10 protein-coding genes are annotated in these 18,772 nt (G+C 56.3%); 7 read left to right on the top strand and 3 right to left on the bottom strand.

Translation table 11 applies throughout. From position 1 onward, the window contains the following. Positions 1 to 231 precede the first annotated feature (231 nt). From FF011L_RS11695 to FF011L_RS11675, 6 genes are all read left to right on the top strand, one after another. Positions 232 to 1,161 carry a sugar phosphate isomerase/epimerase family protein gene (locus FF011L_RS11695; protein WP_145351839.1) on the top strand — a complete coding sequence of 310 codons (930 nt, stop codon included), beginning with the start codon at positions 232 to 234 and terminating at the stop codon, positions 1,159 to 1,161. A 136-nt stretch (positions 1,162 to 1,297) separates the two neighbouring features. Next, the gene (locus FF011L_RS11690; RefSeq protein WP_145351838.1) at positions 1,298 to 3,232 is read left to right on the top strand and encodes a nucleoporin; all 1,935 of its coding nucleotides are present in this window, start codon (positions 1,298 to 1,300) and stop codon (positions 3,230 to 3,232) included. Positions 3,233 to 4,295: 1,063 nt separating this feature from the next. After that, positions 4,296 to 4,892: a tetratricopeptide repeat protein gene (locus FF011L_RS11685; RefSeq protein ID WP_145351837.1), complete on the top strand. Its 597-nt coding sequence runs from the start codon at positions 4,296 to 4,298 to the stop codon at positions 4,890 to 4,892. A 150-nt stretch (positions 4,893 to 5,042) separates the two neighbouring features. Next, positions 5,043 to 7,871: a hypothetical protein gene (locus FF011L_RS11680; RefSeq protein ID WP_145351836.1), complete on the top strand. Its 2,829-nt coding sequence runs from the start codon at positions 5,043 to 5,045 to the stop codon at positions 7,869 to 7,871. Positions 7,872 to 7,947: 76 nt separating this feature from the next. Further along, the gene (locus FF011L_RS26270) at positions 7,948 to 8,118 is read left to right on the top strand and encodes a hypothetical protein (RefSeq protein ID WP_218933154.1); all 171 of its coding nucleotides are present in this window, start codon (positions 7,948 to 7,950) and stop codon (positions 8,116 to 8,118) included. Between the two features lie 196 nt (positions 8,119 to 8,314). Continuing rightward, on the top strand, positions 8,315 to 9,493 hold the full coding sequence (locus tag FF011L_RS11675; RefSeq protein WP_246109877.1) for a S1C family serine protease: 1,179 nt from the start codon (positions 8,315 to 8,317) through the stop codon (positions 9,491 to 9,493). Between the two features lie 701 nt (positions 9,494 to 10,194). Here the strand turns inward: FF011L_RS11675 and rsgA are convergent. The 3 genes from rsgA to FF011L_RS11660 all read right to left on the bottom strand — a co-directional run bounded on the left by rsgA (position 10,195) and on the right by FF011L_RS11660 (position 17,174). Next, on the bottom strand, positions 10,195 to 11,346 hold the full coding sequence (gene rsgA / locus FF011L_RS11670; RefSeq protein ID WP_145351835.1) for a ribosome small subunit-dependent GTPase A: 1,152 nt from the start codon (positions 11,344 to 11,346) through the stop codon (positions 10,195 to 10,197). Continuing rightward, positions 11,343 to 13,391 carry an ATP-dependent zinc metalloprotease FtsH gene (gene ftsH / locus FF011L_RS11665; RefSeq protein WP_145351834.1) on the bottom strand — a complete coding sequence of 683 codons (2,049 nt, stop codon included), beginning with the start codon at positions 13,389 to 13,391 and terminating at the stop codon, positions 11,343 to 11,345. Before ftsH ends, rsgA begins: the two co-directional genes overlap by 4 nt. Positions 13,392 to 14,018: 627 nt before the next feature. Beyond that, positions 14,019 to 17,174, bottom strand: coding sequence for a RecQ family ATP-dependent DNA helicase (locus FF011L_RS11660; RefSeq protein ID WP_145351833.1), 3,156 nt, complete (start codon positions 17,172 to 17,174; stop codon positions 14,019 to 14,021). 207 nt (positions 17,175 to 17,381) lie between these two features. On the opposite strand from FF011L_RS11660, the gene FF011L_RS11655 reads away from it, so the two are divergent. Continuing rightward, the gene (locus FF011L_RS11655) at positions 17,382 to 18,164 is read left to right on the top strand and encodes a 2-phosphosulfolactate phosphatase (RefSeq protein WP_145351832.1); all 783 of its coding nucleotides are present in this window, start codon (positions 17,382 to 17,384) and stop codon (positions 18,162 to 18,164) included. Positions 18,165 to 18,772 lie beyond the last annotated feature (608 nt).

The following is an 18,772-nucleotide window of genomic DNA, read 5'->3' as shown; positions in this document are numbered from 1 at the left end:
TATTGATTTCGCCACATCCATTCGCTTTGCGTTTCCTCTTGGATCGCTCTTCACAGAGCCCAACGGGACGGTGCAAAGAGGTGAAAGCTGGAGCTAGTGTAGCAGTATTTTGCCCAAGAGCCATTCTAAATGGCTTAACATCTCCCTAAGTGCAAGCTCGCTAACAGCAACGTTCGCCCGCCGCTGGCACCGCGACAAGATTCCCTACCTGAAAAATGAAGAGGCATCCTTATGAGCCCCATCACTCGCCGACGATTCAATTCGACCTGTGCAGCCGCTGCGGCTGTCGGACTGGCCAGCCCACTTCTGGGCGAAGATTCGGCCTCATCCGCAAAGCCTCCATTCGCTTTCAAATACCTGCTCGGTTCCTCTTTGTACGGTTACCAATCACTCGAAGACATCATCCCTGAGGTACGGAAAACAGGAGCGACCGCGATCGACATCTGGCCGATGGTCCACGGGAATCAGCGAGAGCAGTTGGACGAGATGGGGGAGGCGAAATTTGCCGAGATGCTCAAACAAGCCGACATCCAACTGGGGTGCATCACCCAGTACAAGCTAGGGCCCTTCGGATTGCGAGATGAATTCGCTTTGGCTTCTCGGTTTGGCTGCCCAACCATCGTTTCCGGTGGGGCCGGTCCGAAGGGGCTTACAGGAAGCGAACTGAAAGCGGCGGTGGGTCAGTTTATTGAAAAGCTAAAACCGCACCTCGAGATTGCGGAGGCTTCGGGCGTCACTCTGGCGATCGAAAATCACGCAAACAACTTGATCGAATCGCCAGATTCACTGAAATGGCTTGCCGAAATGCGTCCGTCATCCGCCTTGGGGATCGCGTTTGCGCCTTACCACCTGCCTCAACAGGCGGAGGAACTGGGGCAACTGGTCGGAGACTTGGGTGAGAGTATCGAGGTGTTTTACGCGTGGCAGCATGGGCAGGGATCGGTCAAGAAACTGCCCAAGGCTGAGGAAATGGAACAGTTGCCTGGGCTGGGGAGCTTAGATTTTCAGCCGATGGTCCAGGCCTTGAAAAAAATGAACTTCCAGGGCTGGATGGAAATTTTCATGCATCCGGTTCCTCGCGGGGTCCCAATCTTGGAGAAAACCAGCGAGGTAACGGAAGCTGTCAACAAGAGCCGAGGTTACCTGGAAGGTCTGCTTTAGCGCGATTCGTGTGCAAAAGAACACAAAATTAGGATGGTTTTGTTCCAATTCTTGCCTCGGGATCGCTGTACAATTAGGATTCAGGTTCCATTTGAATCCAGCTCCTTTCACGAATTTCCTTGGGGGAATACCCAACATGCTTCGGGCCATCTTATTGACCTGTGCTGCAACCCTAGTTGCAGCACCTACCGCTAACGCTCAATCAAGCGTCCTAGCCGAAATGTACGGTCAAGGAGTGCACAGCTATTATTCTGGGCAATACTCCAAAGCACACGAGTATCTGTCGATGGCGATCGACAATGGCTCGACCGACGCTCGCGCCTACTTCTTCCGCGGCTTGGTCAACGATGCGACCGGACGCCCGGACGAAGCCGAAGCGGACTTTGTGGAAGGCGCACGACTGGAAACCTTGAACGGCAGCAGTACTTTGGTTGGTCGGTCTCTGGCCCGAATCCAAGGTCCCGAGCGTCTAAAGATCGAATTGATTCGCCAGGAAGTTCGGCTGCTAGAAATGGCCAACATGGAAGCTCAGTCAAAAGCGCGCTATGACGAGATCCAATCGGCTGAATCCCGCGTGTTACGCAATCCAGCGGCCACCAAACCAGCCGCCACCGCAGGCAAACCCAATCCATTTGCGACGGACCATCCGATGGCAACCGGCGAACCGAAGGTGGTTTCCGAAGACGCTTTAGGCGATCCGTTCTCTGACGATTCCGCAGCTCCCGCAGCCGCGGATGAGGGTGGGGCGAGCCCTTTCGGTGCCAGCGATGCAGGCTTTGGCGATGACGCCGGCGCCGATCCATTTGGTGCTCCAGCAATGGACGCTGCCCCTGCAGCCGATCCGTTCGGCGCGGATGCAGCTCCTGCTGCCGATGCCGCCGCGGATCCGTTTGGTGCCGCGGCTCCAGCCCCTGCCGCAAAACCAGCACCGGCAGCCGACGCCGCAGCCGATCCGTTTGGTGCCGCGGCTCCAGCCCCAGCCGCAAAACCAGCCCCAGCGGCCGATGCCGCAGCCGATCCATTCGGAGCCCCCGCTGCCGATCCTGCTCCGGCGGCCGATCCGTTTGGTGCCGCCGATCCAGCTCCGGCTGCAAAACCAGCTCCAGCGGCCGATGCCGCAGCCGATCCATTCGGAGCCGGAGCGATGGACGGAGCTCCTGCTGACAACGCCGACGGCGATCCATTTGGTGCCGGAGCGATGGACGCAGGTCCTGCTGACAACGCCGACGGCGATCCATTCGGAGCCCCAGCTGCTGAGCCAGAGTTGCCAGCGGACGCCGATCCTTTTGGTGCCGGAGCAGACGCGATGGATGCAGCCCCATTAGCTGAAGGCTCGGTCGCTCCGTTCGGTGCGCCTCCAGCCGTTCTCGATCCTGCTGGCGATGCCGCGGCCGATCCGTTTGGAGCTCCTGCCGCGGAACCAGCCGTTCCAGCCGACTCCGACCCGTTTGGTGCCGGAGCCGACGCGATGGACGCAGCCCCTTTAGCGGAAGGCTCGGTCGCGCCGTTTGGTGCTCCTCCAGCAGTTCTGGACCCAGCTGCGGATGCAGCAGCGGACGCGGCTGTCGAGGCCGATCCGTTTGGTGCCGCAGAACCAGCTCCAGCAGCAGACGCCGATCCATTTGGAGCCGGAGCCATGGACGCAGCTCCCGCAGCGGATCCATTTGGTGCTCCTGCAGCACCCGCCGCAGCACCTGCTGCTGACAATGATCCGTTTGGTGCACCCGCCGCAGCACCCGCCGCAGCTCCAGCTGCTGACAATGATCCGTTTGGTGCACCCGCAGCAGCACCCGCCGCAGCACCTGCCGCTGGCAATGATCCGTTTGGTGCACCCGCAGCAGCACCGGCCGCAAAAGATGCTGATCCGTTTGGTGCCCCTGCACCTGCCGCGGCTCCGGCTGCCGGCAATGATCCGTTTGGTGCCCCTGCAGCGGCACCCGCCGCAGCTCCAGCAAAGGATACCGATCCATTTGGTGCGGGATCCAAAAAAGCAGCTCCCGCAAGCGACCCGTTTGCCGATGATCCAGCGGCCCCCGCTGCCGCTCCAGCAGACAATGATCCTTTCAATTAGGTCGCGTCTGCGATTCCCGGATCGTGCTTAAGTCTTTCGATCCCGAAACCTAACCGAGTGATCCATCTAGCAATGATCACTCGGTTTCCTGGCTGCCGTTTCAATTGGAAGCTGAGAAAAATTGGCCTCCTTTCGCTCGGGACGTGAAATTTTTCGGTGACGTATTAACAATCTCCGAAGCCGTTCGCATTGCTTCAGCGCGGCATTTGATTGGGGCGACTCTACTGGCCCGCAGGATGTCGAAATCCCAATCCGCTGTGTAACACGGTCTGCAATCCCTCGCTTACACATTTTGCAGTCGGGTTGTTTGGATGCATTCCCCTCTGTCTTTGTGTCGCCCCTTCGGGCCGTTCGCTGGCAGGCGTTCCAATTACTGGAACCTTCACCCCCATGCCATCTAATTTGGCATCGGCGGCCGGATTTCTTAGCGGATCCGCGCAAGCCAACCGCTCAGAAAAGATGCTTCCCAGCCTTAATCGCAAGTCTCGCTCTTGACCTTTGGCAGGTCCATACGATACTTCGTAATAAGAAGCATCCATGAGTTTCGCGGCCCACCGCTAAGCTCGCCCAGCGTTCGCCATGTGATTTGATTTCATGCCGATTCCTCGGTCCCTCCGTCGTAGCTCACGACTTGGACTACTGCTGATCGCCTTTCTCGTTTCCTTTGGGAATCACGAGGCGTTCCGTACTGGGGATCCACCAACTTCTTTTGGCAACGATTCGGCTTCCCTAAGTGCCTCCGAATTGGGTTCACAGCCCTGGATGTATCGAGCGGGCTCGCTTGGAGCCGTTTCCTGCTTGGAACAGGACAATTCACTTGAGACCGATGGTTGCGGGAACCTCTCCCCTGCCTTCTCTTTCGGTCCCACAGTCTCCTCTATCGGGGCTCCGTTCACCGGGACATCTTCGTGCCTGGCCGGGACGCTTGTTTCCTGGAATGTACGCATTCAGGTTTAGAAATCCGCAGCGTTTTCCGCTGATGTGATTCCTTTTTCCGATTTCAAACGGACGCCGGTAAAGCTGCATGCGCAGCCGGAGTCCGTCATACCTGGATGCTTATACAATGACTTCATCATCTGTTCCCGCAACAAAAACGATCTCCAACGACCAACCGAACTCCCGCGAGCAATCGTCCCTTCACGCTGGCAAACCTTACGACGCGAATCTGGCCAGCGGTGTCGAACCACCCACCCAAGTTTCGGATTCGAAGTACGGACGCGTCGCTCGGCTGGTACGACAAGGGGAATACACCAAGGCGATCGACTACCTGAGTGCGTTACCGAAAGACCCTGAAACGTCCAACGCAATCGCGGTCTGTCTACTCCGCGACGGCCAGATTGACGTCGCGTTGAATCGCCTGCGACAGCTGGTCACCATGCCCGGTTCGATCGTCGTTCGCTTGAATGGCAACGAGCGGCACGGCCGCAATTTCGCCACTGCGTTACTGATGTACGGGTCGCCCAGCGGTGCGTTGGACGTACTAAACGACCTGCGTGACCAGAAGGATCCCAGGCTGTGCCTGCTCCGTCAGTCGATCAACACCTGGGCCAAGTCGCTCCCGTTCTTTCGCCGGCTTGACTGGAAAGTGAACCGCATCGAACCTCAGCAGTGCAAAATCGCCCTCGATTTCGAAGTAGGCGAATTCGATTTCGAAACCTAAAAAAGGTTGGCGGGGCAGTGGTTAGGCTTTCGGAAATGGGACGGAATGCTAAGCTGAATGACTATTCCTATACCGGTTCAACCGTTTCGACGGTGAACCGGATTTTGGGGAATCGGGAACGGATTTGTCTTCAAGCTGGAGAGCTGGACCATGCGTGCATATTGGATTTCAATCGTTTCTTGCGTTTTGTTGGTGCTGCCAACCGAAAATGCTGCCGATGGAGCGGACGTCCAGAATCTGGTCACCGAAATGGTTGCTATCGAAGGACAGCCGTATGGTGTGGCCAAGATTTCGTTGCCTGCATCGATGTCTGAATTTCTCCGCTCCGAGCGACCGCTAACCGTTTCGGACAGGGAAGGACGGATCGCCTATTCCGTGACCCAAGAGATCTTTGTGGCCGAAACGGTTGCCGAAGACGCTCCGCCCATCGTCCGCCGTGGAGCTCAGCGCCGTCGCTTATTGGGACGGCTTGAAAAAGCGATCCGCAATCTAACGGCCGAACCCGATGATCGGGTTGCAGGAACCGAACTTTGGTTCCTGTTTCGTGGCAACCAACCCTTAACACTTGAATTCAGCGGTTTGACTTCGGGTGAATTGACCATCCGTCCACAAGCGGCGACTTCACCGGAACCGCATAGCGAATTGCTGAATGGGTGGTGGGATGCGTACACGACCGATGCCATCCAGCGTTTGGAAATGACAGGCTATCCCAAATTGGTCGACACCTACTTGGTGACGATGCTTGCCCGGCGACTTTCCTTGCCACTGCCTCCCGAATTGATTGCCAATTCGACCGAACCCGAGAACGAGCTGAAGTCGACGCTGGAAACGCTGCTGGGAACCGAACGGATGCGTAACGTCGCACTCACCTCGGCTGCCATCGGGCCCGCCAATCCATCCGCACTGGCCAGCCTAGTCGTTCCCGATGAGCCACGTTGGAACCGTGACCAACCGATCGACGTTTCTCCCGACATCGTCACCGAACCGACCGCGAACCATGTCCCGCCCGAATGCTTTTACCTTCGCTTCGGTTCTTTCACCAACTACCTTTGGTTCCGAGACCTCAGTCAACTGTATGGCGGAGACATCTCTTCGATGTTCAGCCTGCGTGGGATCAGCGACCAAGGGGCGCGGCGAGCCGAGGATCAACTTGGAATCCAGCTGACCGAAATTTCTCGAATGCTGGGGCCCACACTGATCGAAGACCAAGCGATCATCGGCACCGATCTATACCTGTCCGAGGGAGCTTCCTTGGGAGTTCTCTTCAAAACGAAGAATGCCTTCTTGCTGGAAACGTCGCTAAATTCCGATCGTATCCAACGAGCCAATCGCGATTCGGACGTCACTTTGACAAACGAAAAAATCGCCGATCGTCCGGTCAGCCTGCTCGCCAGCGAAGATAATCGAGTCCGCTCGTTCATGGCAAAAGATGGCAACTGGGTTTTGGTCACCAATAGCAGGCACCTTGTCGAGCGTTTCTATGCAGTCGCTGACGGAGAGCAATCGCTGGGTCAGACGGCGGAGTTCCGATTGGCGCGGCAATGGATGCCCGTCGACCGCAACGATTCGCTGTTCGCCTATTTCTCACCTGGGATGCTGCGAGGTTTACTGGGTCCTAAATACCAGATTGAACTTCGCCGCCGACTTCGTGCGCAAGCCGATATCAATCTGATTCGACTTGCCCGCTTGGCCGCCGCCAACGAAGGGAATCCACTCGAGACGATCGAATCACTAACCGCCGCAGGATACTTGCCCAGTGGATTTGGTTTGCGAGCCGATGGCAGTGGTCCGCTGGCCAATGGTGACGAGATTCTTGATTCACAACGTGGCCGACGCGGCAGCTTCCTTCCCATCGCCGACGTGCAATTGACCAGCGTCAGCGAAGAAGAAGCCTTGTGGTATAAAAACCGCGCGGACTTTTTTAGCAACAACTGGCCGGAGGTCGATCCGGTCATGATCGGCATCGAACGCGTGGAGGGTGCAGGCGATCGAGAACAGCTTCGCATTCATGGCGAAATCGCACCTTTTGTACCTGGAAAGTACGGCAACATCGCGAAGCAATTAGGACCTCCCACCAAGACGGCGATTCAGTTTCCGTCCGACGATCTGGTCGCCATCCAAGCTCATGTGGTTTCAGATCAATTGCAGGGAACCATCCCTCCGCATCACCTGTTTGCCGGCGTCAAAGACGCGGACCTTCCCGATCCCGAACAGTTTGATGGAGTCCTGCAGACCTATCTCGCACTGCGAACCCTACCAGCCTACTTAGGTGCTTGGCCGATGCCTGGGCTGCTTGACCGGCTCCCCTTCCGATTGGGGCAAGGCGTCGAAGTGGAACCCGGCCTGAATCGTTTGATCGGTGGTTTGTACCGTTATCAAAATGAAGACTTCAGCATGCTTTCGTTCCAGCAAGACATCTTAATTGATTCACTCCCTGACCTAGCGGTAGCGGACACCGACGACGAGGCACAGGTACGGCTTCATGTCCAAAACTTGACGGATACCGAATTAGAAGGGTGGGTTAATGGCCAGCTGTATAAGCAAGCCTCGCAGATGTCCTTGGCCGGAGCCGCATTCCTCAATCGCTTGAGCACTCAATTGCGGATGGCCCCCGACCAGGCCGAAGCGATGGACAACTGGTTACTTGCCGGCGATTTGGCCTGCCCGCTACGCGGCACCTACACCTTCGAAAAAACCAGACGTGGCGAACGATGGGTCAGCTCTGCCTGGGACAGCAAAACCGCGTTGCCAGCGGCCCAGGTCCCTGCGGACTATCAAGCGCCAATGCTGGCATGGTTCCGCGGCCTGCAAGCAAATTTGACTCAATACGAAGATCGATTGGTTTTCGATGCGACGCTCGATACCGAACATCAACGTCGCGAAAAAGGAATCCCAGGCCCCGCAAAGCCAACCAAGCCAATCCCCCCTGCGGAAGCTCCGGTTGAAAAAGAAAAAGTCAAACGCCGCGCAGAACTGTAGGATTTCACCGCAAATTAAAAACCGGAACCTAGCCCCACAGTGTTGCCAGATGCGTGCGGTTCGCAACCTTTGAAAATTGGTTAAGCCGAATCGGACGCGAGTCGCATCGTTTGCAGAAGCGTTTTCCCAAACTGCGACGTTCGCTCGCCTGAGCCAAATTCCAGACGCACTGATCGGCGTGGGGTTTGGGCCCTTGGAGAACTTCGCTCGAGACGTGATGGTGATGGTGCTGGCTTGGCAGGTTTAAGGAAGACAAAAGCCTTCAGCAATCCCTCAAGGCAAAACAGGTAGGATGCGCAGTGCGGGGAGTTCTGGAAGCTCGTCCGCCTTTCGATCATTGCTCTGAAAAAACGGATCGATTGTGCCGATAAAACGGTTGCGGGATCCGTTGCGTATCATTCCCATTGATTCCTTTTCGTCTTTCTTGTGTTTTGAGCCGTCTTATGCCCTCCGTACGCCTCCGCACATTTTTACCCACATGGATGACCGTACTGGGATTCGTCTGTATTCTCGGGACATCGCAAACCGCAACCGCTCAACCACCTGTCTTTGGTCAGCCGACGCCGCCCCCGGCGGCTCCCTCAATCGATACGCCTGCCGCTCGTGAACAACGCGCTGAACGGGAACGGTTGTATGCGGAACTGGCAAGCGAGGTCGATGCACTGGAACGAATGGGGAACTTGGTAAAACGAGTGGCAGCGTTGGTTCGCCCCAATGTTGTTCATATCGAAGCCCACAAGACCGAAGAACAGCGTGGACGACGTGAATCGTTTGAAGAAGCCGGATCGGGGGTCATTGTTGAAATCGATGGTTCGCTTTGGGTCCTTACCAATCGCCATGTCATCAAGGGCGCCGATGCACAGGGGATCTCACTGCGATTGAGTAACGGTCGCGAGATCAAAGCACAACGAGTCGTATCGGATGCGTACACCGATATTGCGGTAATCGCGATCGAAGACGCAAACGTGTCCGCTGCCAAACTTGGCGATAGCTCCAAAGTTGAAATTGGCGATTTTGTTCTGGCAATTGGAAGTCCGTTTGGACTTAGCCACTCGGTTACCTTTGGGATTTTGAGTGCAAAAGGGCGACGCGACCTCTCCCTCGGTGAAGAGAAGATCGAACTGCAGGACTTCTTTCAAACCGATGCTGCGATCAATCCGGGCAACAGTGGCGGCCCGCTGCTGAATCTGCGGGGCGAAATCATTGCCCTGAATACGGCGATCGCCAGTAGCAGTGGCGGCAGTGAAGGGATCGGTTTTGCGATCCCGGTCAACATGGCAATGCGAGTTGCCAACCAGTTGGTGCGGTTCGGAAAACTGAAGCGAGCTTACCTGGGCGTGACGCTGGATCCAAACTATACGGCTGCGGATGCCGAAGCCAAGGGAATCGAATTTCCAGGTGGAGCATTGGTCAAAGAAATTCGCCCTGGATCTCCAGCCGAACAAGCCAAACTACGTAAAGGGGACGTGATTGTCATGTTCGGCCCCGACACAGTAGAAAACGATGACCATTTGGTGGCTCGCGTCGGATTGACGCCGGTGGGGACTCAAATTCCATTGGTGATCGTCCGCGATGGGCAGCGTTACCAAACCTCGGTGTCGCTAATGGCGATCCCGGAGTAAGCGGAATCGAACGACGCAGCGGTGCGAGTGCTGGTCGCAAGGCCGGACCGCTTGCTCCTAATGCCGTCGACTTTCTTAACGGAACGGCGCAAGCCGTCCGGCCAGTGCGCGGTGATGTAAACGGGCCGGACGGCTTGCGCCGTGCCGCTAAGATGTTGGGGTTCTAGTAGCGGAACGGCGCGAGCCGTCCGGCCAGTGCACGGGGTTGCCGACGGGCCGGACGGCTTGCGCCGTGCCGCTAAGATGTTGGGCTTCTAGTAGCGGAACGGCGCGAGCCGTCCGGCCAGTGCGCGGTGATGTCAACGGGCCGGACGGCTTGCGCCGTGCCGCTAAGATGTTGGGCTTCTAGTAGCGGAACGGCGCGAGCCGGCCGGCCAGTGCACGGAGATACCAACGGGCCGGACGGCTTGCGCCGTGCCGCTAAGATGTTGGGTTTCTAGTAGCGGAACGGCGCGAGCCGTCCGGCCAGTGCACGGCGATGCCAACGGGCCGGACGGCTTGCGCCGTGCCGCTAAGACCTTGGGTTTCTAGTAGCGGAACGGCGCGAGCCGTCCGGCCAGTGCACGGCGATGTCAACGGGCCGGACGGCTTGCGCCGTGCCGCTAAGATGTTGGGCCTTCTAGTAGCGGAACGGCGCGAGCCGTCCGGCCAGTGCACGGGGTTGCCAACGGGCCGGACGGCTTGCGCCGTGCCGCTAGAAATTAGGGCTGAAGATCTTCGATGATCTGGCAGTAAGCATCGTATCGTCTGGCATCGATGTGTCCGTCGGCGACGGCGTCTTTGACGGCACATTCATCTTCGTTGAAATGAATGCAGTCGGGGTATCGGCAGGCGTTCACAAAAGGACGTAGGTCTCGCATCAGCCCGCCTACTTCTCGCACGGTGATATCCCACAATTGGAACTGACGGATTCCAGGGGTGTCGACGACGTATCCCCCTTCGGCCAGCGGGATCAACTGCGAAGCGGTGGTGGTATGCTTTCCTTTGCTGTTCTCTGCACTCACCTTGCCGATTCGCAAAGCCAGATCGGGCTCCAAAGCGTTTAATAGACTACTTTTACCGACTCCACTTTGTCCGGCCACGACGGTCTGGCTGTCTTTTACAAGCGCCTTTAGAAACGGGACGCCCTGGCCAGTTTCTGCAGAGGTAAGCAGAACGCGGTACCCCAGCTGAGCGTAGACTCCCATAATGGGTTGGAATTCCGCAGGAGAGATCAAATCCATCTTGTTGATGCAGATGATTGGCTGGATCCGAAACTGTTCCGCGGTCAAGAGAAACCTGTCGATCAGATTCGGTTTCAGACCAGGTTCCGCCGCACTGGCAACGATTAGCAAGTAGTCGACATTGGCGACAATAACGTGCTGCCGTCCTTTGCTGGTCCGGGAGAGTTCACTGGTCCTGGGCTTGATCCTTTCGATCGTGCCGGTTTTGGGCCCTCCGACGCGGATCGCAACATGATCCCCGGCAACCACAACGTGACGCTGATCGGTTGTCAGCGATTTCAGCAACTGCCGGACCGTGCACTCGTAGATAACTCCGTCCTCTCCGCGGACGCGGCTTTGCAGCCCGTGCACGCTGAGGACTCGGCCACCGATCTGAGCTGCGTCCACATCCAAGTGAACCGCCAAACCGGCCGAATCGCCTGGGTTTGAAGCGGAGCCCATGATCGTCCGGTGCCGCGTCAGATCACCTTTTCCACTGACACGTTCTTCCTTGACGGCGTCTTCCAAGGCGTCGGTATCGCCTTGTTGGAAGCGCCGTGTCAAATCACTTTCGCGGACTCTGCCTTGGTGCTTCTTGCGGAACTCCGCACGCACCTTACGTCCATCGCCAGAGCTTTTCTTAGCACTCATTCCGCAGTTTGATCGTCGCGTTTAATCGCTGAACCTGGGCTATGCTCGGAAGCACTTTCTGGGCCCTGAACGGTTTCCGGTGATTCCTTACCGGTTTCACGACGTTGGCGAACCTGGATAGAGAGTCCAAGAATTTCCGTCAACTCCGCTTCGCTCAGCTCTTCGCGTTCGAGAAGCGCTCGAGTAATACTTTCCAGTTCTTCTCGGTGCTCGGTCAACAGATCACGGGCCGCTTGATCGGCGGCGGCGAGGATGTTGTGAACCTCTTCATCGATCATTTCCTGGGTATGTTCGCTGAAATGCCGCGTCTTGTGCATTTCGCGACCCAAGAACGGATCCTCTTCGGAGGTTTTATAGCTGACCGGTCCCAGTCGATCGCTCATTCCCCAGTGCGTCACCATCCGGCGGGCAATATTGGTCGCCCGTTCGAGATCGTTTTCGGCACCGACAGTCTGTTCGTCGTAAACAATTTTTTCAGCAGCACGTCCGCCAAGCAAAACGATCAACTGATGATCGAGTTCCCGTTTGGAAATACTCAGGCGATCTTCTGCCGGGACATACTGCGTGACGCCGAGGGCTCGTCCGCGGGGAATGATCGTCACTTTGTGAACGATATTTGCACCGTCCAAGTGCCAAGCGGTCAGCGTATGGCCAGCTTCGTGATACGCCGTTTTCTCTTTTTCCGACTCCTGCAGGACCTCTTCACGTTTGGCCCCCATCAGAATTTTGTCTCGAGCATATTCAAAGTCGGCCATATCAACCGTTTGCTTATTTTCACGAGCTGCCCAGAGAGCGGCTTCGTTGACCATATTGCGAATATCGGCTCCGGTAAGTCCGACGGTTCCAGCGGCCAAGCGATGCAGATCGACATCGTCTGCCAACGGGACGTCGCGAACATGCACCTTAAAGATCGCCTCGCGACCTTTAAGCGTTGGCCTGCCGACGGTCACATGGCGATCGAAACGACCTGGACGAAGGAGAGCCGGATCGAGGACGTCGGGGCGGTTGGTTGCCGCGACGACAATCACGGTTTGGCTGGGGCTAAACCCGTCCATTTCGCTAAGGATTTGGTTGAGAGTCTGTTCACGTTCATCGTGACCGCCTCCCAAACCGGCACCACGTTGGCGACCGACCGCATCGATTTCGTCAATAAAAATGATGGCCGGACTGGCATCTTTTGCCGTCTTGAACAGGTCGCGTACCCGACTGGCACCGACACCGACAAACATCTGGATGAATTCGGAACCGTTGACGGAGAAGAAAGGGACGTCCGCTTCGCCGGCAACAGCACGTGCGAGCAGTGTTTTTCCGGTCCCCGGAGGCCCATTGAGGAGCACTCCTTTGGGGACGCGACCGCCCAGCTTCTGAAATTTCTCAGGGCTTTTGAGGAAATCAACGATTTCCTGCAAATCGGCTTTCACTCCTTCCAAACCCGCCACGTCCTTAAACGTGATTGCTTGTTCGGACATTTCGAAGCGTTTCGCGGGACTTTTGCTGAATCCTGAAAGGAATCCGCCCCCCATCATATCGCCACGGCTGCGGCGGAGTGTGTAGATAAAGAAACCGATAATGGCCAGCGGCAAGCCAATGATCATCAAAAACGAAAGGATTTCGATGGTGTTGTCAGGGGGGATCGCATCGACCACCACCCCTTTTTCCTTCAGCTCAGCCTTTAGTTCGGTAAGCGAACCATCGTCTGGAAGCCGGTTGGTGACAAACTCTTTCCGCAGCTTCGTCGGTGTCCCATCATCTGATTTGGCATCCTGATCCGATTTTCCCGGTTTCTTCTCGGGAGGAGGGGGCGTTTTGAATTGCCCATAGATATAGGTCGTACCAATTTCGACCGATTCAATATTTCCACGATCCAGCTCGCTCTGAAAAAAGCTGTAAGTGATTGAGTCGCGTTGGACGCTACGGTTGAAGTACATGATGCCAAGGACAGTGGCAAAAACCAGCATCAATAGCAGGGCGTTGTTACCGCGGCGATTGCCGCCGCTCCCTTCGTCACCTCCATCGCGTTTTTTTTTCTCCGAAGTGTTCTCCATTACAGCTTTCTCGTGGCTCCGAATGATGGTCGTTTTTGGGAAAAGCGTCCCAGCTCATCTAGGATTGTAGCGAGCATAACAAGGGTTGGCTAACCATCAACAACGTCGCTAAGGAGAGACACCCAATTTATTTAGAATGAGCATGAATAAAGGTCATCCGCCTTAGGAAAGAGAGGGTCGCTCGTTGCGACAATTTGTCCCCAAGGAGATCCGGGAACGGGTGAATTGAGCGGCGAATCAGATATCGCGGGCGGAAATCCCAAACCAGCATCCGCCAAACGCCTCCACCCTTGCCTTGCTTGGAAACGTCCCCCCCGGGCACAAGTCATCGGCAGAAGGTCTGCAAATGACACCATTTTAAGCGTCTCACTACCCCCAAAAACCACGCCCCCCCCAAAACCTACGAGCTGCAAGTTAGGGATTGTCGCCTTTCGCTCGGGACGTGAAATCGATTCGTGACGTATTGCCGGTCTCTGACGCCCTGGCGAGCGTCGCTACGTGACTGCCGAAGCCAAACTGCCCAGCCAGCCAACGAGGAATGTTTTTCCTCAGGACGGTCCGATCTTCGGTGATCCGGCGGCTGTCGGCAAAATGCCCCTTTCGCTCAAACCATCGACCGCGGACGACTCACCTGAGTCGATGTGCCAATTCCAACAGATTTAAATCAAAACCCGCCGGCAGTTCGGATGCTAAGCGACTTCGCTCCGGCAACGAAAGGTCCATGAATCGATCGACGATCGGTCGCAGTTCGTCTTCGATAACCCAAGACAACTCGACCGAATAGCCAGCCGCTGCGGCTGCCAACAGGTCTTTGATAAGTGAAGAGCCGTCCTGCTGCCGAATCGCCATAACCTCAGGAATACCATAGCCGTCGGAAAAGAGTCTCCAAGTCCAATAGAAGGCGGGCTGATCTTCGACAGAAACATCGTCCGCGGGTGGGGCGTCGGCGGTTTGGGGCGACGGTGGCACATTCGCAGAAACGTCTGAATCCTCTTCGGACTCATCCTCAAAATTAAAAAGCCCGTCGCCACCGCCCCGTTGCGGCCGAGACGCAACGGTACTTGACGCGTCCGCCGAAGGAGACGACTTCAACGCAGGCCGATCTTGAGTCGGTTGACCGGTTGTTGAATCAATCCCGGTTGAATCAATCCCGGTTGAATCGTTCCCTGCTGGGTTTCCAGGCGGCTGACTGGCTTCCGGTTCCGAGAGCTGTTCGCTGGAGCGAGGTTCTTCTTCAACGGGGTCGCTGTGATCGGCGGCCGCAGCAGGCGGGTCAGCCGGCGGCGCATCCGGTTCCTGAGAAATGACGGTGACCACCATTTCGACAATGTCATATCCAAACTGCTCGATCGTGGAGGGGCCAATTCCTTTGATCGCCGACAATTGTTCGGTATCGGTTGGCAGCGTGACGGCGATCCGCTCCATCGTTGCGTTTGAAAGGACTCGAAAAGCCGGGATTCCAAGCGCCGCGGTAACTTTCCGTCGCCAGCGTTTCAGTTTTTCCACGACCAATTCATTTGGCTTGGAAGTCGATTCGGACGACGCGTTCGAAGGGCGATCACTGGACGTCGACGTGGCGGCGGCATCCCCCGCCCCTTCCTCACCCGCTTCCTTGCGAGGCATGTCAGCAGGTTCAAGTTTTGCGGCACACGCTGCCAATCGTTTTGCAAGCGGAAACGTTAATCGCAGTGACGCGGGGACAACGGTGACTCCTTTCATAACCTCGTGCCCTAATTCACTCAATTTCATCGTTGGCCGCCGTTCATCCACTTCGACTTGTTCCGCCAGCCCCGCATCGCAGATCGCATCGAGCACCTCAGAGACCTGGGTCTGTTTCAGACCGCCCAGCATTCCGTAGGTACTTAAGCGGTTCAATTTCCACTGCTGCATTTTTTTGCTTTGGGAACCGGACAGCATTTGGGCAATCATCTGTTTCCCAAACCGACCGTGCATCCGAGCGACTCCACTCAGTGCGACTCGAATCCCACGCGTCAATTCTTCGCTATCGACTCCTTGGACGTCGACTCCGGCTGTCAATTTCAACCCGGACGCGTCGAGGACTTTGGCTTTGGAGGGATTGCAAAGATCGCAGTTTCCACAGCGGGCGGCATTGGGATCGCCGAAATAGTCAAGGATTGCCAACTGGCGACAACGACCATTTCTGGCAAACGAGACAACCGCTTCCAGTTTCTCGTACTCCGCTCCCTTACGCCGCGCCAATTCCTCAAAATCAATATTCAGTTCGTTGAACGATAAATCACGGCGCAGAAAATGGATGGCTCGGCCGCGGAAGGGAGGAACATAATCGAACGCCTGCAGTTTCAGCAGTTCGCGGAGTGAGCGAGTGAGTTGATCCTTTTCCAGTCCCGCCAGTTCGGCCAGTCGTTGAGGGCGGACATAAACATCCTCGCCACGACGCCGCCCGACAACTTTCTCGCACGCCGCCATGACTCGACGCCGTAGTTTCGCTTCGCGGGGGAGCAGGTCCTGCAACGTTGACAAATCACTGTCGATCCGGATCACGGCGTGGTTGGCACTACTGTCCATTCTTTTGAGGACACCGGCGCGGGCCAGCAGTCCTTCTGCGGTGCTGATCGATTCGGCAGAAATCTTGCCTCCCAAAGCGTCACGCACCTGCTGCAACGTCAGTTCGATAGGGTCTTCGGATCGCGAGAGCAGATACTCGTATACCGACCGGACCATTTCCGCGCTGGGATAACGATTCTCGATGAAAAATTCTTGGACATAGCGATCGGAGTAAGCAAAAAACAAGCGACATTCACTTGGCAGGCCATCGCGTCCTGCACGTCCGGCCTCTTGATAGTAGGCTTCCAAGCTTCCCGGCATGTTGTAATGCACGACAAAGCGAAGGTCCGATTTATCGATCCCCATGCCAAACGCGTTTGTGGCAACAATCACCGCCAGTTCCCCGGCCATGAAACTGTTTTGCATTTCGCGGCGTTGATTACCATCCAAACCGCCGTGGTAAACCCCGACGCGGCGGCCCAGTTTTCCGGGCAACCAATCGGCCAGTTCCTCGCAGCGTTTACGTGTTGCCGCGTACACGATTCCCGTCCCCTTCTGAGCCTTCAGATATTTAAGGACTTCCTCATCTTTTTCCCGGTCGCCCTTGGTGTGGGTGACTCCGAAATAGAGGTTCGAACGGGCAAACCCAGTGACGAAGCAGGCTGGCTGCTGCATATTCAGCAGCCCTTGGATGTCTTCGCGAACGGTGGGCGTTGCGGTCGCGGTCAAAGCGATCGTCTGGACATTATTCAGGTAGCGTTCGCGAAACATCCCCAGACGTGCATAATCAGGGCGGAAGTCGTGCCCCCACTCGCTCATGCAGTGGGCTTCATCGACCGCCAGCAACGTCACATTGGCCCCCCGGACGGCATCTTGAAAATGGCGATTGCGCAAACGTTCCGGCGCGACGTAAACCATTTCGAATTCACCCCGCGACATTCGCTGCATCACATCCGCTTGTTCACTGGCAGAAAGTGTGCTGTTCAAAATCGCTGCGGGGATTCCACGATGGGTTAACGTGTCGACCTGATCTTTCATCAGGGCGATCAATGGCGAGACAACGATCGTCGTCCCCTCCATCGCTAAACTTGGAAGCTGGTAACAAAGACTTTTACCACCTCCCGTTGGCATCACACAAAGGACGTCCTTGCCAGACAATACATTCTGGACAACGTCAGCCTGCCCCGGACGGAACTCCGACAATCCGAATCGTGGCAGCAACGTTTCCGATGCTTCAACAGTCGATGATTGCGACATGAGTCCGTTCGCCGAGCAAAGTAGTGTAGAGAGGATAAGTCCTGATCAATATGCTCTCTACAATCTAACGGTTTTGACGAACCGCCATAAGAACGCCTAAAAAAGTGTGGCAGTGCCCCCGCTTGCGGCTTTTTCATCGCTCCGGAGGCTCCTCGGCGAAGAGGCACCTCCTTCCGGGCGTCGACCATTTTGCGAACGATCGAACACATGATGCGAATAACCGTTTCGTTTTTACCCTCCGAACTGCTTCCTAAACCACTCGGAGCGGTTGCTCCGGACGGTCAGGATTCCGGTGTTTTACCCGCGACGGCGATCGTGATCGATGTCCTCCGCGCGACCTCCGTCGTCTCGGCCGCCCTTGCCAACGGCGCAAAACGAATTTTGACGTTCGCGGACTTAGAGGAAGCACGATCCCACGCAATGGGGCTGCGGGATCAGCAAGAGGCCGTCCTGCTATGTGGCGAAAGGAATTGCCAGCCAATCCTAGGGTTCGACCTCGGTAATTCGCCTGCGGAATACGATCGAGAAACGGTTCAAGGCAAAACCCTTTGCTTAACAACCACCAACGGGACAAAGGCTCTGCAGGCCGCGCAGCCTTTTGAAAAGATCCTGACCGCTAGTTTTACAAACGCCGCCGCCGTGGTCGCTGCACTGCCGCATTCCAACCAACCGATCCATATCATCTGTGCCGGTACGGACGGTTCGATCACGGGCGAAGACACCCTCCTTGCCGGGCGAATTGTCGATGCTTGCTGTAAATCGTTCGGAGCCAAAATCGATAATGACTCCGCCGAAATCGCTAGGCGATACTGGCTGCAGGACGAGCAAGGCCAATCGCTTGCAGAACGGTTGAGGCAGTCTCAAGGGGGCCGGAATTTAGACCGTTTGGGATTTGGAGCGGACATTCAACGCTGTGCGGCAAGCGATACCATCAATGTCGTCCCGCAAGTAACGGCTCGATCGCCAATGGAAATCGCAATGATGCGGTGAAGCGGGAAGGGGGGGCGATCCGCACGGCTTGGGGACGTGCGATTTATAAATGAAGAAAGTCTGGCTCCCCTCGCCCTCAAAACAAGCTCGCTTAAAACAGGTTTGATACTGGATCAACGGTTCGCCAGCTAATTCAATTAAGGTCGATTCAAAGGCTTGTTTTTGGGGAGAGGGGCTGGGGGAGGGGGGCCGACAGCGTTGGGCAAAGCGTGGCATAATCGCTTGAAATCCGAGGCGTTCACCGCGTCTTCGCTGCAAAATCGCCGCCTGGAAATCTCCCCCTCTCCCCCAGCCCCTCTCCCCCAAGCAAGCTCCACTAAAACAAACAAAGAGGCAGAGATCACGCAATGAGCTAGCAGAGATTTATTCCGCCCCAAAGAGCTCGCTTAGGGGCGAGGGGAGCCATACTTTCTTCATTTATTTATCGCACGTCCCGAGAGGCGGAGCTACGAGTGCAGGACCGACGCGACACCATTGTTCATTCATAGCCACTTTTTTTGGGCAATGGCACGTAGTAGAGTCTCTCCGAGACTCGTGCTTGCTAAGCTCTCCGCCTCAGAGGACGCACGATCTGTAAATGAAGTAAGTCTGGCTCCCCTCGCCCTCAA

The organism is Roseimaritima multifibrata (assembly GCF_007741495.1).
In the GTDB taxonomy this organism is placed as follows: domain Bacteria; phylum Planctomycetota; class Planctomycetia; order Pirellulales; family Pirellulaceae; genus Roseimaritima; species Roseimaritima multifibrata.
This window is presented reverse-complemented; position numbering and strand designations above follow the sequence as displayed.

Bases quoted from the DNA above. Each gene is read 5' to 3' on its own strand.
- ftsH (WP_145351834.1), bottom strand. From the start codon at position 13,391: ATGGAGAACACTTCGGAGAAAAAAAAACGCGATGGAGGTGACGAAGGG.
- FF011L_RS11675 (WP_246109877.1), top strand. From the start codon at position 8,315: ATGCCCTCCGTACGCCTCCGCACATTTTTACCCACATGGATGACCGTA.
- FF011L_RS11690 (WP_145351838.1), top strand. From the start codon at position 1,298: ATGCTTCGGGCCATCTTATTGACCTGTGCTGCAACCCTAGTTGCAGCA.
- FF011L_RS11680 (WP_145351836.1), top strand. From the start codon at position 5,043: ATGCGTGCATATTGGATTTCAATCGTTTCTTGCGTTTTGTTGGTGCTG.
- FF011L_RS11685 (WP_145351837.1), top strand. From the start codon at position 4,296: ATGACTTCATCATCTGTTCCCGCAACAAAAACGATCTCCAACGACCAA.
- rsgA (WP_145351835.1), bottom strand. From the start codon at position 11,346: ATGAGTGCTAAGAAAAGCTCTGGCGATGGACGTAAGGTGCGTGCGGAG.
- FF011L_RS11655 (WP_145351832.1), top strand. From the start codon at position 17,382: ATGATGCGAATAACCGTTTCGTTTTTACCCTCCGAACTGCTTCCTAAA.
- FF011L_RS11660 (WP_145351833.1), bottom strand. From the start codon at position 17,174: ATGTCGCAATCATCGACTGTTGAAGCATCGGAAACGTTGCTGCCACGA.
- FF011L_RS11695 (WP_145351839.1), top strand. From the start codon at position 232: ATGAGCCCCATCACTCGCCGACGATTCAATTCGACCTGTGCAGCCGCT.